Source organism: Klebsiella sp. CN_Kp104 (assembly GCF_040064515.1).
Taxonomy (GTDB): Bacteria; Pseudomonadota; Gammaproteobacteria; order Enterobacterales; family Enterobacteriaceae; genus Klebsiella; species Klebsiella aerogenes.
This window is the reverse complement of record NZ_JBEAII010000033.1, coordinates 38103-52343: the sequence shown is the minus strand read 5'-3', so window position 1 is coordinate 52343 and position 14241 is coordinate 38103. Positions and strand designations below refer to the sequence as shown.

Genomic DNA, 14241 nt, shown 5'->3' with positions numbered 1-14241 from the left:
ACAGGCTATTTTCATCGGATTAGTGAATATATTTCAGTAACCGACATAAAATGTGAAGTCATTATGAAATGAGAAAAATGAGTTTGAATTGATATATTCTGACGCAGGTATGCCTCGCGACACACGACAATACCCCGTGATCTCAATCACATATTTCCCTCTTGCTCACTTCATAGCCAACCGCTTACCCCGGCTAGCGACCGCTTAACCCCGCATATAACCACTCACCGATTTACCCAACTTTACGCGCGCGGCGTTCTGGCAAGATCGGAGGCAGCCTAGCTAATCAATACCTCCACCAACCCAAACACAAAACCAGACGGCTTCGGCCAATTATTAATCTAATTAACGCCAGGTTTTACTATGGATACCAAAAAACTACTCAAGCACATACCCTGGGTGATTCTCGGAATCATCGGGGCATTTTGCCTCTCAGTCGTCGCGTTGCGCCGCGGTGAGCACGTCAGTGCCCTGTGGATCGTCGTCGCGTCGGTTTCCGTGTACCTCGTCGCCTACCGTTATTACAGCCTGTATATCGCGCAGAAGGTGATGAAACTTGACCCAACGCGCGCGACGCCAGCGGTCATTAATAACGATGGCCTGAACTACGTGCCGACCAACCGCTACGTGCTGTTTGGCCACCATTTTGCCGCCATTGCCGGGGCCGGCCCGCTGGTTGGCCCGGTACTGGCCGCGCAGATGGGTTATCTGCCGGGCACCCTCTGGCTGCTGGCCGGTGTGGTGCTGGCGGGCGCGGTACAGGACTTCATGGTACTGTTTATCTCCTCGCGGCGTAACGGCGCCTCGCTGGGCGAGATGATTAAACAGGAAATGGGGCCGGTACCGGGTTCTATCGCCCTGTTCGGCTGCTTCCTGATTATGATCATCATCCTCGCGGTACTGGCGCTCATCGTGGTGAAAGCGCTGGCGGAAAGCCCGTGGGGCGTCTTTACCGTCTGCTCGACGGTGCCTATCGCCCTGTTTATGGGTATCTACATGCGCTTCCTGCGTCCAGGGCGCGTGGGTGAAGTGTCGGTGATCGGTATCGTACTGCTGGTGGCATCCATCTGGTTCGGCGGCATCATTGCCCACGACCCGTACTGGGGCCCGGCGTTGACCTTTAAAGATACCACTATCACCTTTACCCTGATTGGCTACGCGTTCATTTCCGCGCTGCTGCCGGTATGGCTGATTCTGGCGCCGCGCGACTATCTGGCCACCTTCCTGAAAATCGGCGTGATCGTCGGCCTGGCGCTGGGGATTGTTATCCTCAACCCGGACCTGAAAATGCCGGCAGTGACCCAGTACATTGATGGTACCGGCCCGCTGTGGAAAGGCGCGCTGTTCCCGTTCCTGTTTATTACCATCGCCTGCGGCGCGGTCTCCGGCTTCCACGCGCTGATCGCCTCCGGCACCACGCCGAAGCTGCTGGCCAACGAAACCGACGCCCGCTTTATCGGCTACGGCGCGATGCTGATGGAATCCTTTGTTGCAGTCATGGCGCTGGTTGCGGCCTCGATTATCGAACCGGGCCTCTACTTCGCGATGAACACCCCGCCGGCAGGCCTTGGCATCGTCATGCCTAACCTGCATGAAATGGGCGGTGAAAACGTGGCGATGATCGCAGCGCAGTTGAAAGAAGTCACCGTCCACGCGGCGGCGACCGTCAGCTCCTGGGGCTTCGTGATTTCACCTGAGCAGATCCTGCAGACGGCGAAAGATATCGGCGAACCTTCAGTCCTGAACCGCGCCGGCGGCGCGCCGACGCTAGCCGTTGGTATCGCCCATGTGTTCCATAAAATCATCCCGATGGCGGATATGGGCTTCTGGTACCACTTCGGTATCCTGTTTGAAGCGCTGTTTATCCTCACCGCGCTGGATGCGGGTACCCGCGCAGGCCGCTTTATGCTGCAGGATCTGCTGGGTAACTTCGTGCCGTTCCTGAAAAAAACCGACTCGCTGGTCGCCGGTATTATCGGTACCGCCGGCTGCGTCGGGCTGTGGGGCTACCTGCTGTATCAGGGCGTGGTCGACCCGCTGGGCGGCGTGAAGAGCCTGTGGCCGTTGTTCGGTATCTCTAACCAGATGCTGGCCGCGGTGGCGCTGGTGCTTGGCACCGTCGTGCTGGTCAAGATGCAGCGCACCAAATATATCTGGGTCACCGTTATCCCGGCTGCATGGCTGCTGCTGTGCACCACCTGGGCGCTGGGCCTGAAGCTGTTCAGCAGCAATCCGCAGATGGAAGGCTTCTTCTTTATGGCTCAGCAGTATAAAGAGAAGATTGCAGCCGGCGGCGAGCTGACCGCACAGCAGATCGCCAACATGAACCATATCGTGGTTAACAACTACACCAACGCCGGCCTGAGCATTCTGTTCCTGGTGGTGGTGTACAGCATCATCTTCTACGGCATCAAAACCTGGCTCAATGTTCGCAACAATAAGGTGCGTACCGACAAAGAGACCCCGTACGTGCCGGTACCGGAAGGCGGCGTGAAGACCTCGTCACATCATTAACCCTGATGCCGGATAGCGCTACGCTTATCCGGCCTACAAAAAGCGCATTAACGTAGGCCGGATAAGGCGCGAGTCGCCATCCGGCTTTATTCGTTATCTGGAACTTACAATGTTTGGTAACTTAGGTCAGGCAAAAAAATATCTCGGTCAGGCGGCGAAAATGCTGATCGGCATTCCGGATTACGACAACTACGTCACCCATATGCAAACCAACCATCCGGATCAGCCGTACATGACTTATGAAGAATTCTTCCGCGAACGCCAGCAGGCCCGCTACGGCGGCGACGGCAAAGGCGGCGTACGCTGCTGTTAATGGAGGCAATAATGGCACCGATTGCAGTCACCCTATTAACCGGTTTTCTCGGCGCAGGAAAAACCACCCTGTTGCGCCACATCCTTAATGAGCAGCACGGTTTCAAAATCGCCGTGATTGAAAATGAATTTGGCGAAGTTTCCGTTGACGATCAATTGATCGGCGACCGCGCCACGCAGATTAAAACCCTGACCAACGGCTGTATTTGCTGCACGCGCTCCAACGAACTGGAAGATGCCCTGCTCGATCTGCTCGACAGCCGCGATCGCGGCGAGATTGCCTTCGACCGACTGGTGATTGAATGCACCGGCATGGCCGACCCAGGGCCGATTATTCAGACCTTTTTCTCCCACGAGGCGCTTTGCGAACGCTATCTGCTGGACGGCGTGATTGCCCTGGTCGACGCCGTCCATGCCGACCAGCAGATGGATCAGTTTACCATTGCCCAGTCGCAGGTCGGCTACGCGGACCGGATTCTGTTAACCAAAACCGACGTCGCCGGCGACACCGAAAAGCTGCGCGAACGGCTGGCGCGCATTAACGCGCGGGCGCCAATTTATACCGTCATCCACGGCGATATCGATTTAAGCCTGCTCTTTAATACCAGCGGTTTTATGCTGGAAGAGAAGGTTGTCAGCGCCACACCGCGCTTTCATTTTGTGGCAGAAAAACAGAACGACGTCTCGTCGATTGTGGTCGAGCTCGACTATCCGGTGGATATCAGTGAAGTTTCACGGGTGATGGAAAACCTGCTGCTCTCCTTCGCCGAACAACTGATGCGCTATAAAGGCATGCTGTGGATCGACGGCGAGCCAAATCGCCTGCTGTTCCAGGGCGTGCAGCGCCTCTACAGCGCCGACTGGGATCGCCCATGGGGCGATGAAACGCCGCACAGCACGCTGGTGTTTATCGGCATTCAACTGCCGGAAGAAGAAATCCGCGCCGCGTTTGCCGGGCTCCGTAAATAGCCGCCGCAAGGAAGAATCCCTCCCCCGATGGGAGAGGGATACTTCATGATGGATGGTTTAGCGGCGAACGACCACCAGCTTCTGATTCACAAACTCTTTGATACCGAGGTCGGAAAGCTCACGGCCAAAGCCGGAGCGCTTCACGCCGCCAAAAGGCAGCTCCGGCGCGGTATCCGTTAACCAGTTGATATAGACCATGCCGGTTTCAATCCCCGAGGCCATACGCTTCGCCCGCTCAATGTCCTGACTAAACACCGCGCCGCCCAGGCCGTAGTGAGAGTCGTTGGCGAGCGCAATCGCCTCATCATCGTCTTTCACCACGTATATCTGCGCCACCGGGCCAAAGAACTCTTCGAAGTACGCCGGGTTCTCACGGGTAATTCCCGTCAGAATAGTGGGTTCGTAGAAATTACCTTCGCCGGAAACCGGCTTGCCGCCGAGGTGTAATTTTGCGCCATGCTTCACCGCCTCGTCGACCTGCTTACTTAAGGTTTCAAGCGCCTCTTTCGAGGAGAGCGGGCCAAGCGTAGTGCTTTCATCGAGCGGATCGCCGATCTTCACCTGGCGGAAGGCATCGCTAAACTTGCTCAGGAACGACTCGGCGATTTTTTCATGCAGAATGAAGCGTTTAGCGGCGGTGCAAACCTGCCCGGCGTTGTTCAGCCGCGCCTGTACGCCTATTTTCACCGCGCGTTCCAGATCGGCATCGTCGAGTACCACAAACACATCATTGCCGCCCAGCTCCAGCGTCGCTTTCTTGATATGTTTCGCCGCCTGCGATGCCACGATCCCCCCTGCTTTTTCCGAGCCGGTCAGCGCCACGCCCTGCACCCGATCGTCAGCGATGATTTTCGCCACCTGCTCCTGGGAGATAAACAGGTTGGTCCACGCCCCTTCCGGCGCGCCAGCCTCGCGCACCAGATGCGCGAAGGTCTCGGCGCATTGCGGAACGATGCTGGCATGTTTAGCAATAACCGGATTACCGGCCGCCAGATTTGGCGCCAGCACGCGCATTAGCTGGTAATAGGGGAAGTTCCACGGCTCCACCGCCATTAAGACGCCGATGGGATGGTGCTCAACCCAGGCTTCGCCAAGGTCGGAAGGATACTTCACCGGCGCCAGGAACCGTTCGGCGTTGTCGGCATAATAGCGGGCGATCTGCGCGCAGAGTTTGACCTCGCCGCGGCTCTGTTTAATCAGCTTGCCCATCTCCTGGCTGGCGATTTTCGCCAGCTCCTCCGTCCGGCTGTCGATAAGGTCGGCAAGCTTATGCAGCACCGGCAGACGCTGCGCAATATCGCCTTTCGCCCACGCAGAATGATAAAGCGCATCGGCCTGCCGCAGCGCCGCCTCCACGTCAGCATCGCTGTGTGCGGGATAGCTTTTAATAAGCTGGTTATTCGCAGGATTCACTGTCTGATAAGCCATATCGCATGTCTCCTTGTTATCGCTATTAACGCAGTCAAAAATGCCGCTAAGGATATTAAGGGTAGTCGAGATGGCTGACGATGCGGGTAAAGTTAGGTATATCCGGAATATTCCATGAGAATGGATAGCAAGGGCGCCTTGAGGGCGCCCCGGCATAACGGCTTTATCAATGTGGTAACGTGGCTATCTCTTCGGCAGCCAGACCGGTGATCTTCAGTACGGTTTCAGGTGCAATACCGTCGGCAAGCATCATCCTCGCAATTCGCTGCGCCTCGGCGTGCTGCCCTTCTTGCCATCCTTCAAGCCGCCCTTCACGTTTGCCTTTTCTGCGGCCAACTTCCTGTAATCTTTCGGCGATGGTCATCAATCTCTCCCTATGCTGAGGAACCCGATGCGCGACTTCGCGAATAAACCGGCCGAAGCGGCGCACGTTGCCAGTTTGCAGCAAATAATTAAATAACGTTTTTAGCTGCCTGTCATTAGCGTAACCGCTAAGTAAAATTGACGTTAGCTGCTCGACGATGCCCATTAAATCACGCTGACGAATATGTTTTTGCATAAGTTCTAATAGCGCCACGCGTCGATGTCCCACAATTTCATCGTCCGGGATAACGGTGATATCTATCAGCGGAAAAGGTGACGAATAAAGCGTCCTCGCCAGCTGCGGGTCAGCAAACCTATCGAGCCAATTAAGCGACCCGGGATACGGAGACACGCAGCCATGGTAGAACAGCATCGGCACCACCAGCGGCAAGGTATTATGGCCGCCGTCGAGATGACGTTGCATAGCGGCAATAGCATAGCGCATCAGGCGAAACGCCATCTGCGCATCGGGTGAACTCTGATGCTCGATAACTACATATATGTAACCCTCGCCAGAAGCCGTTTTTAGCGACCACAGCACATCCGAATACCAGGCCCGCAGGTTCTCCTCAATAAAACTAGCCGATTCCAGCTGTAACGAATTGAGATCGCAGATCTGACGTAGTGCAGGCGGTAAATGGATCGCCAGAAAATCACGGGCGGTATCAGCATGCGTAAGAAACTTTTTGAAAACCGCATCATGCGGCGTAGACGTTGTGAACTTTTCCATGTGTTCGCCTCTGCCAGCCAATTCTGCTGCGACTTTACGCTGCTGATTTTCCTCTGACACCTGGCAAATCGCGCTTTCACGAGCCGTGCCGAAAGCTATTTTCTGCTTGCTGCATACGTGACCTGACTTTGGCAGCCCACTCGCAAATTGGCCCGCGCGTACAGGAAGTTGTGCCGATTTTTGCATGACCTCGCCGTCAGGTTATATGCTTAACCCTATGGAAAAACTCGCTGAATTAAAACGCGCCAAACTGCTGGCGCTGTCGCTGCTGCTGATTGCGGCGGCGCTGTTTATCACTACGCTGCTGCTACCGCCGACGCCGTGGGTCAGCGCGCTGAAGGCTATTTCCGAAGCGGCGATGGTCGGGGCGCTGGCCGACTGGTTTGCGGTGGTGGCCCTGTTTCGCCGAATTCCGCTGCCGTTTGTCGCCCGCCATACGGCGATCATCCCGCGCAATAAAGACCGTATCGCCGATAATCTTGGCCATTTCGTGCAGGAGAAGTTTCTTGATACTCCCTCACTGGTGGCGCTGATCCGCCGCTACGAACCGGCCTTGATGCTCGGTAACTGGTTTAGCCAGCCCGAAAACGCCCGCCGTGTGGGCCAACATCTGCTACAGGTGATGAGCGGTTTTCTCGAGCTCACCGATGATACCCGTATTCAGCGTCTGCTGCGGCGCGCGGTGCACAAGGCTATCGATAAGGTCGACCTGACGCAAACCAGCGCCATGATGCTGGAGGGACTAACCCGCGACAACCGTCATCAAAAGCTGTTGGATTCACTAATAAGCCAGCTGATCGCCCTGCTACAGCGCGACAGCTCACGTGCCTTTATCGCCCGCGGTATCGTGCACTGGCTGGAGACCGAACACCCGCTGAAGGCCAAACTGTTACCCACCGAGTGGCTTGGCGAGCACAGCGCCGAAATGGTCACCGACGCGGTAAATACGCTGCTCGATGAGGTCACTCAGGACCGCAGCCACCAGATTCGCCAGGCCTTTGACCGCGCGGCGCAGAAGCTTATCGACAATCTGAAATCCGACCCGCAAATGGCGCAAAAAGCCGATAACATCAAAGCGTATCTGAAAAACGATGAGACCTTTAATCGCTATCTCGGCGAGGTGTGGGCGGATCTGCGCGGCTGGGTGAAAAACGATATCAGCAGTGACGATTCGCGCATCAAGCAGCGGATCGCCGAGGCCGGTCAGTGGTTCGGCGAAACGCTGGTGCGCGACGACGCGCTGCGTGAATCGCTGAATGAGCATCTGGAGCAGGCAGCGCATCGGGTCGCGCCGGAATTCGCCGCCTTCCTGACTCGCCATATCAGCGATACGGTCAAAAGCTGGGACGCGCGCGATATGTCGCGACAGATCGAGCTCAACATCGGCAAGGATCTGCAGTTTATTCGCATCAACGGCACGCTGGTCGGCGGCACTATCGGCCTCGGCCTGTGGCTGTTATCGCAAATTCCGGCGCTGCTGCATCTGCATATTGGCTGACAATGGTAGCATCTTAACCATTCTAACGATGAATACCCGACGGCAAGGAGACGGCTATGTCATGGATTTCGCGATTGAGCGCCCGCTACTGCGCATCGCTGTTCTTTCCGATGGCGCTGATCCTGTACGATTTTTCCGCCTACCTGACCACCGATCTCATCCAGCCGGGGATCCTGCACGTAGTGCGGGATTTTAACGCCGATGTGGCGCTGGCTCCGGCCTCGGTGAGCCTGTATATGGCCGGCGGGATGGCGCTACAGTGGCTGCTGGGGCCGCTTTCCGATCGTATTGGCCGCCGACCGGTGCTGCTGAGCGGCGCGCTGATTTTTACCCTCGCCTGCTTCGCCACCCTGTGGACGACCTCAATGACCCAGTTCCTGATTGCCCGTTTTGTGCAGGGCACCAGCATCTGTTTTATCGCCACCGTCGGCTATGTCACCGTGCAGGAGGCCTATGACGAAAAGCGGTCGATCAAGCTGATGGCGGTGATTACCTCCATCGTGCTGGTGGCGCCGATCGTCGGCCCGCTGTCCGGCGCGGCGTTGATGCATTTTATCCACTGGAAAGCGCTGTTTGGCATTATCGCCGCGATGGGGCTGCTGGCCTGGCTGGGTTTACTGTTTAACATGCCGGAGACGGTGCGTCGCGGCGATGTGCCATTCAGCCCGCTCGGCGTGGTGCGCGATTTTCGCGACGTCTTTCGCAACCGCATCTTTTTACTCGGCGCCGCCACGCTGGCGCTGAGCTATATTCCGCTGATGAGTTGGGTGGCGGTATCGCCGGTGATTTTAATGGACGCCGGCGGGCTCACCACCAGCGAGTTTGCCTGGAGCCAGGTGCCGGTTTTCAGCGCGGTGATTATCGCTAATCTGTCGGTGGCGCGCTGGGTGAAAGACCCGACTCGCCCGCGCTTTGTGTTAAGCGCGGTCCCCATCCAGATGGTTGGCCTGGCGATCCTGATTATCGGTAATCTGACGTGGCCGCACGTCTGGCTGTGGTCGGTGCTCGGCACCTGCTTCTACGCCTTCGGCATCGGGCTGATTTTCCCGACGCTGTTCCGCTTTACCCTTTTTTCCAATGATTTGCCGAAAGGTACCGTGTCCGCCTCGCTGAATATCGTGATCCTTAGCGTTAGCGCATTGTCGATTGAAGGCGCGCGCTGGTTGTGGTTCCATGGCGGCAGATTACCGTTCCACCTGCTGGCGGTAGCCGCCGGGATCGTCGCCGCCTGTTGTCTGGCGGGGTTACTCCGTAATTTACGCCAGCGTTCAGAGGCGGTCATCGAAGCCCGGCAATCCTGAATAACCCACAGAGAATAACCACGCATGAGCGATATTGAACTCAGCCCGGCGCAGCGCGATCTGCTGCGCGAGCGGCTAAGCAAGTACTGCGAAGAGACCTTTAACCTGGAGCTGGAACAGTTCGACGCCGAGTTTTTTGTCGACTTTATCGCCAAAGAGCTGGGGCCTTTGTTTTACAACGCCGGTATTGAAGAAGCCATCCGCACCCATCTGGCATGGAGCGAGCGCATTCAGGAAGAGATGGATTTGAAGAAGGTCTATTAACGCCGTCAGGATGGGCGGGAGATCAATAAACACATACAAATAACATGGTTATAATGGCGACTCTTTCATCATCTCCCGTGTACGGGGAAGGAAAATCATGTCGCTCATCACCGATCTACCCGCCCTCTTCGATCAATTCTCAGAAGCTCGCCAGAAAGGCTTTCTCAGCGTAATGGAACTCAAAGAGCAGAACGTACCGCTGGTCGGTACCTACTGCACTTTTATGCCCCAGGAGATAGCCATGGCGGCGGGCGCCGTGGTCGTCTCACTGTGTTCCACTTCTGATGAAACCATCGAAGAGGCGGAGAAAGACCTGCCGCGCAACCTCTGCCCGCTGATTAAAAGCAGCTACGGCTTTGGCAAAACCGATAAATGCCCCTACTTTTATTTCTCCGATCTGGTGGTCGGCGAAACCACCTGCGACGGCAAAAAGAAGATGTACGAGTACATGGCCGAATTCAAGGCGGTACACGTAATGCAACTGCCGAACAGCGCCAGCGATGCCGCCTCCCGCGCGTTGTGGAAAGCGGAAATCAAACGCCTGCAGCAGGTGATTGAAACCCGCTTCGCCACGCCCATTAGCGAAGCGGCGCTGCGTGAAGCCATCGTACTGAAAAATAGCGAACGCCGCGCGCTGGCCAACTTCTATCGCCTCGGGCAGCTCAATCCGCCGGCGCTTAGCGGCGGCGATATTCTAAAGGTGGTTTATGGCGCTACCTTCCGCTTCGACAAAACCGCGTTGATTGACGAACTCAATGCCATGGCGGAAAACATCCGCCGACAATGGCAGGAGGGAAACCGGTTAGCCTCCCGCCCGCGCATTCTGATCACCGGCTGCCCGATCGGCGGCGCGGCGGAAAAAGTCGTCCGCGCTATCGAAGAAAACGGCGGCTGGGTGGTGGGCTACGAGAACTGTACCGGCGCGAAGGCCACCGAGCGCTGCGTGGCGGAAGATGGCGACGTCTACGATGCCTTAACCGATAAATATCTCGCCATCGGCTGCTCCTGTATTTCACCTAACGACCAGCGCCTGCAATTGCTAAGCCAGATGGTTGAGGAATACCAGGCCGACGGCGTGGTCGATGTCATTCTGCAGGCTTGCCATACCTACGCCGTGGAATCGCTGGCGATTAAGCGTCACGTTCGCCAGCGGCACGACATTCCTTATATCGCGATCGAGACCGATTATTCGACGGCGGATCTCGGCCAGCTCAGTACCCGCGTCGCCGCGTTTATCGAAATGCTATAAGGAGCAAGCGTGATCTACTCGGTAGGTATTGATTCCGGCTCCACCGCCACCAAAGGCATCCTGCTGGCAAACGGCGCCATCGTGCGCCGTTTCCTCAGCCCGACGCCCTTTCGCCCCGCCGATGCCATTCATGAGGCCTGGGAGACGCTGCGCGCGGACCTCGCGGCAACGCCTTTCTTAACCCTCACCGGCTATGGTCGCCAGTTGGTCGATTTTGCCGATAAACAGGTCACCGAAATTTCCTGTCACGGGCTCGGCGCGCGCCTGCTGGCGCCGGAAACCCGCACGGTGATTGATATCGGCGGCCAGGACAGCAAAGTCATTCAGCTGGATGCGCAGGGCAACCTCAGCGATTTTCTGATGAATGACAAATGCGCCGCTGGTACCGGGCGCTTTCTGGAAGTGATTTCACGGACCCTCGGCGCCAGCGTCGACCAGTTGGACGCCATTACCGAAGGTGTAGAACCGCACGCCATCACCAGCATGTGTACGGTGTTCGCCGAGTCGGAAGTCATCAGCCTGCGTTCCACCGGAGTCGCGCCGGAGTCAATTCTGGCCGGGGTGATCAACGCCATGGCGCGGCGCAGCGCGAACTTTATTGGCCGTTTATCGGCGCAGGGACCGCTGCTGTTTACCGGCGGCGTCAGCCACTGCGTCTCCTTCGCCCGCATGCTGGAGAAGCATGTTGGCATGCCGGTCGCGACCCATCCCGACGCTCAGTTTGCCGGGGCGATCGGCGCGGCGCTGATCGGCCAGCGCCAGCGGAGACGCGAATGAGCAAATATCTATTCTTATTCCATTCAACGGCGGGCGTCGTGCGGATGCGCAAAGCCCTGCAGGCGGCAGCGATGACCTTCGAGGTGAAGGATATTCCCCGCCAGCTGCGCAGCGGCTGCGGGTTGTGCATTTACCTGAGCTGCATGCCGGGCGATGAGCAACGATGGGTTATACCCGGCGAAACGGCAGCCCTGTTTCGCGTCGCCGGAAATGACTATCACCTGTTGGCGACCTATGCGCACCGCGGTAGCCCGGATGAGGCGTAAGCCGACATCCGGGACTCTTCCCCGGTAGCGCTTACGCTTACCGGGGCTACCGACCAAATGCCCAACAGCTACCCGGGGGCTGGCAGCTTAGCCTCAGCCCAACAGCTGGCGAACGCAGGATTTGAATACCCGCACGCCATCCGCCAGCGCGGCGCGATCGAAATGCATCTCCGGATGATGCAGGCCCGGCTGCAGGTTGCAGCCCAGCCCCCAGAAGCCGCCTTTCACCGCCGGGCGCAAACGCAGATAGTGAAAAAAGTCTTCGCTACCCGGCGTACTTTTCGCGGCCGTTAAGCCAGCCTCGCCAAAGGTTTCGCGAATCGCCTGGCTCACGATAGCCGTGGCGTCTTCATCGATAATCGCCGCCGGCATCTCTTTGACGATCCGGATATCCGCACTGGCGCCATATGCTGCGGCGCTGCTCTCAATCGCTCTCACCACCCGCTCTTTGAGCGTCGCCATGCCGTCATTTTCCTCACAGCGTAGATCCCAACAGACGTGCGCGTTCTCCGGCACAGAGTTGGTGACGCCCGCATCGCAAAGAAAACGCGTCGCTTTCGCGCTCCAGGTGAGTGAAGGCGCCAGGTGGATGCCATTCACCGCCTGTACCGCATGCGAAGCGGCATCCAACGCGTTTATGCCCAGATGGGGGCGAGCGGCGTGGGCGGCTTTGCCGTGGAAATCAACCATCACCGTCGCGGAGGCTGAGTAGTACATCGCCGGAACGGCCTTGCCCATCGGACACTCTTCCAGTGGCCGGAGGTGGAAGCCAAATAACATTTCCACGTCATCCAGTACCCCGGCCTCCGTTAACGCCATCGCCCCCGTCCCCAGCTCTTCGGCAGGCTGAAACAACACTTTTAACTTGCCGCGTTTTACCAGCCTCTCGGCGAGGATCTCTTCAGCGGCGGTTAATACCACCGAGGAGTGACCATCATGGCCGCAGGTATGGCGGGCCTCTAAGCGCCCATCGATAATATGGCCCAGCGCATCCATATCTGCCCGCAGCGCCACCACAGGCCCTGGTTCGCCGCTATCGATTTCGGCGACAATCCCGGTGGTCCCGCCAACATGGCGGTGAACTCTGAATCCCGCCGCCTCTAAGGTATCGCCGATGTAAGCCGAAGTTTTGTACTCCTCAAAGCCCAGCTCAGGAATTTGATGCAGATAATTGAAATGTTCTAACGTTCGCGACACGACTGACTCCTTGCCTTTTATTATGCAATCACGCGCATGACCAACATGGCGATGACGGCGTTGATAATGCTCACCGCCATCAGCAGCGGCCAATACTTTTTCGGTACATCCGCCACCCCAAGCAGCCGCCCCATATACTGTAGCTGCGATCCCATCAGAAAGATTGCCGGGATCAGGATGGTGATGTCCACCACGTTGAGGGTGCCTTTACTCAACAGGCTGACAGCAACCCCGGTCCCCGCCGAGGCGGAAAGCCAGGAAGTCAGCAGCACGGTAATCGCTTCGCCCGGCAGGCCAAACAGCCCCATCAGCGGCGCGCACAGCTGGCCGATTAACTGCATCACCCCGAGCAAATTAAGCATTTCGGCAATCACATACGCCATTAATACATTCGGCATCAGGTTATTGATGGCGATATTAAATCCTTTACGTGCGCCAATAACAAAAATATCAAACGGGTTACTGGCGACTTTTGGCGAATTATTCATTATCAAAGTCCCCTTTGTAGGCGGTATTTAAAACCAAACGGGTGATTGCCGCACCAACGAATTTCAGGACAAACATTAAAAGCAGCGGAATAATAATAGGAATGGTTAATGATGCAAAAAGCGCTGAACCAATTGAGAAATAGTTATTAATCAGACCGGCGCCGGAATATTGCCATGCCCCCATGATCACCACATCTTTACGACTAATTTTTTTAATGTCATACAGTTCTTTGGTCAACGCGGCGCCGGCATCGGTGCTTTGTAGATCGGTAATCAGCGCCAAACCGGTATAACCCGGGATCCCCAGTAACGGACGTAATAGCGGCGTCAACAGTTTATGCGCCGCGCGTATTGCGCCATAGTGGGTAAAAATTTCCAGCAACCCGAGCGCCAACATCACCGTTGGAACCAGCGACAGCGCAAACAGGAAACCGGCCTTAGCGCTGATGCCGCCGCTACCGATGAAAGTATTGGTTTCCGGGGTCTTCATCGTGCCAAACGCGCCGCCCAAGGTGGTGAAGTCAAAGGCCCCCAGCCAGGCCATTCCTTCCACTTTAAAAAGCAGCCCGGAGAAGACTAATAACACCACGACCAGCGAGATCCATGCTCCCGGCCCAACCCGCCACTCAGTTGTTGCGTCGTTGGAGGAACGTTCCAACGTTTTATTTTCACTCATACCCTATCCTCACATCATGAAATATCTGTTCAGTTGTTTGCAATTTGGCCGCTTTTTAATGTATTGCCTTTTTGATTTATAACGTTGATATAAGACACCCTGCAATAAATAAGACACGTCCCTTTTTCCGAAAATTCATCAGAATGCATGCGCCTTACTTATTTATCTTTTTTGTGGCATATCGATATCTTATTTTTGGCAACCACTGC

The 14241-nt window shown here is 56.5% G+C and carries 14 protein-coding genes; 9 read left to right on the top strand and 5 right to left on the bottom strand.

Features of this window, described 5'->3' with window-relative positions:
• Nucleotides 1–363 precede the first annotated feature (363 nt).
• The 3 genes from ABLU80_RS17675 to yjiA all read left to right on the top strand — a co-directional run bounded on the left by ABLU80_RS17675 (nucleotide 364) and on the right by yjiA (nucleotide 3795).
• Nucleotides 364–2514 carry a carbon starvation CstA family protein gene (locus tag ABLU80_RS17675; protein ID WP_348850262.1) on the top strand — a complete coding sequence of 717 codons (2151 nt, stop codon included), beginning with the start codon at nucleotides 364–366 and terminating at the stop codon, nucleotides 2512–2514.
• A 109-nt stretch (nucleotides 2515–2623) separates the two neighbouring features.
• Entirely contained in the window at nucleotides 2624–2827 is a 204-nt protein-coding gene (locus tag ABLU80_RS17670) for a YbdD/YjiX family protein (protein ID WP_002887451.1), read from the top strand.
• 11 nt (nucleotides 2828–2838) lie between these two features.
• Nucleotides 2839–3795, top strand: coding sequence for a GTPase (gene yjiA / locus ABLU80_RS17665; protein ID WP_063446289.1), 957 nt, complete (start codon nucleotides 2839–2841; stop codon nucleotides 3793–3795).
• A 57-nt stretch (nucleotides 3796–3852) separates the two neighbouring features.
• On the opposite strand, the gene ABLU80_RS17660 is transcribed toward yjiA, so the two are convergent.
• Nucleotides 3853–5223, bottom strand: coding sequence for an NAD-dependent succinate-semialdehyde dehydrogenase (locus tag ABLU80_RS17660; protein ID WP_059305227.1), 1371 nt, complete (start codon nucleotides 5221–5223; stop codon nucleotides 3853–3855).
• A gap of 166 nt (nucleotides 5224–5389) precedes the next feature.
• Nucleotides 5390–6316: an Rpn family recombination-promoting nuclease/putative transposase gene (locus ABLU80_RS17655; protein WP_047080319.1), complete on the bottom strand. Its 927-nt coding sequence runs from the start codon at nucleotides 6314–6316 to the stop codon at nucleotides 5390–5392.
• Between the two features lie 205 nt (nucleotides 6317–6521).
• Between ABLU80_RS17655 and ABLU80_RS17650 the strand changes: the two genes are divergently transcribed.
• From ABLU80_RS17650 to ABLU80_RS17625, 6 genes are all read left to right on the top strand, one after another.
• Entirely contained in the window at nucleotides 6522–7814 is a 1293-nt protein-coding gene (locus ABLU80_RS17650; RefSeq protein ID WP_161799876.1) for a DUF445 domain-containing protein, read from the top strand.
• Nucleotides 7815–7870: 56 nt separating this feature from the next.
• Complete coding sequence (mdtM, locus tag ABLU80_RS17645) at nucleotides 7871–9115, top strand: multidrug efflux MFS transporter MdtM (protein ID WP_171829956.1); 1245 nt, start codon at nucleotides 7871–7873, stop codon at nucleotides 9113–9115.
• Nucleotides 9116–9139: 24 nt separating this feature from the next.
• The gene (locus ABLU80_RS17640; protein ID WP_015704280.1) at nucleotides 9140–9379 is read left to right on the top strand and encodes a DUF2164 domain-containing protein; all 240 of its coding nucleotides are present in this window, start codon (nucleotides 9140–9142) and stop codon (nucleotides 9377–9379) included.
• Between the two features lie 97 nt (nucleotides 9380–9476).
• Nucleotides 9477–10628, top strand: a complete 1152-nt coding sequence (locus ABLU80_RS17635; RefSeq protein ID WP_042892564.1) for a double-cubane-cluster-containing anaerobic reductase — start codon at nucleotides 9477–9479, stop codon at nucleotides 10626–10628.
• A gap of 9 nt (nucleotides 10629–10637) precedes the next feature.
• Complete coding sequence (gene yjiL, locus ABLU80_RS17630) at nucleotides 10638–11405, top strand: putative 2-hydroxyacyl-CoA dehydratase activator YjiL (protein ID WP_348850261.1); 768 nt, start codon at nucleotides 10638–10640, stop codon at nucleotides 11403–11405.
• Nucleotides 11402–11671 carry a DUF3343 domain-containing protein gene (locus ABLU80_RS17625; protein ID WP_047080321.1) on the top strand — a complete coding sequence of 90 codons (270 nt, stop codon included), beginning with the start codon at nucleotides 11402–11404 and terminating at the stop codon, nucleotides 11669–11671. Before yjiL ends, ABLU80_RS17625 begins: the two co-directional genes overlap by 4 nt.
• 93 nt (nucleotides 11672–11764) lie before the next feature.
• On the opposite strand, the gene ABLU80_RS17620 is transcribed toward ABLU80_RS17625, so the two are convergent.
• The 3 genes from ABLU80_RS17620 to ABLU80_RS17610 are packed head-to-tail and all read right to left on the bottom strand — an operon-like array spanning nucleotide 11765 to nucleotide 14032.
• On the bottom strand, nucleotides 11765–12868 hold the full coding sequence (locus ABLU80_RS17620) for a M20 peptidase aminoacylase family protein (protein WP_047075879.1): 1104 nt from the start codon (nucleotides 12866–12868) through the stop codon (nucleotides 11765–11767).
• Nucleotides 12869–12888: 20 nt separating this feature from the next.
• The gene (locus ABLU80_RS17615; RefSeq protein WP_063446285.1) at nucleotides 12889–13356 is read right to left on the bottom strand and encodes a YjiG family protein; all 468 of its coding nucleotides are present in this window, start codon (nucleotides 13354–13356) and stop codon (nucleotides 12889–12891) included.
• A complete protein-coding gene (locus tag ABLU80_RS17610) occupies nucleotides 13349–14032 on the bottom strand; it encodes a nucleoside recognition domain-containing protein (RefSeq protein WP_348850260.1) in 684 nt (227 codons plus the stop codon). Before ABLU80_RS17610 ends, ABLU80_RS17615 begins: the two co-directional genes overlap by 8 nt.
• Between the last annotated feature and the right edge of the window lie 209 nt (nucleotides 14033–14241).

Excerpts from the sequence above, each read along its gene's own strand:
- ABLU80_RS17675 (WP_348850262.1), top strand. The coding sequence starts at position 364 with ATGGATACCAAAAAACTACTCAAGCACATACCCTGGGTGATTCTCGGA.
- ABLU80_RS17670 (WP_002887451.1), top strand. The coding sequence starts at position 2,624 with ATGTTTGGTAACTTAGGTCAGGCAAAAAAATATCTCGGTCAGGCGGCG.
- yjiA (WP_063446289.1), top strand. The coding sequence starts at position 2,839 with ATGGCACCGATTGCAGTCACCCTATTAACCGGTTTTCTCGGCGCAGGA.
- ABLU80_RS17660 (WP_059305227.1), bottom strand. The coding sequence starts at position 5,223 with ATGGCTTATCAGACAGTGAATCCTGCGAATAACCAGCTTATTAAAAGC.
- ABLU80_RS17655 (WP_047080319.1), bottom strand. The coding sequence starts at position 6,316 with ATGGAAAAGTTCACAACGTCTACGCCGCATGATGCGGTTTTCAAAAAG.
- ABLU80_RS17650 (WP_161799876.1), top strand. The coding sequence starts at position 6,522 with ATGCTTAACCCTATGGAAAAACTCGCTGAATTAAAACGCGCCAAACTG.
- mdtM (WP_171829956.1), top strand. The coding sequence starts at position 7,871 with ATGTCATGGATTTCGCGATTGAGCGCCCGCTACTGCGCATCGCTGTTC.
- ABLU80_RS17640 (WP_015704280.1), top strand. The coding sequence starts at position 9,140 with ATGAGCGATATTGAACTCAGCCCGGCGCAGCGCGATCTGCTGCGCGAG.
- ABLU80_RS17635 (WP_042892564.1), top strand. The coding sequence starts at position 9,477 with ATGTCGCTCATCACCGATCTACCCGCCCTCTTCGATCAATTCTCAGAA.
- ABLU80_RS17625 (WP_047080321.1), top strand. The coding sequence starts at position 11,402 with ATGAGCAAATATCTATTCTTATTCCATTCAACGGCGGGCGTCGTGCGG.
- ABLU80_RS17615 (WP_063446285.1), bottom strand. The coding sequence starts at position 13,356 with ATGAATAATTCGCCAAAAGTCGCCAGTAACCCGTTTGATATTTTTGTT.
- ABLU80_RS17610 (WP_348850260.1), bottom strand. The coding sequence starts at position 14,032 with ATGAGTGAAAATAAAACGTTGGAACGTTCCTCCAACGACGCAACAACT.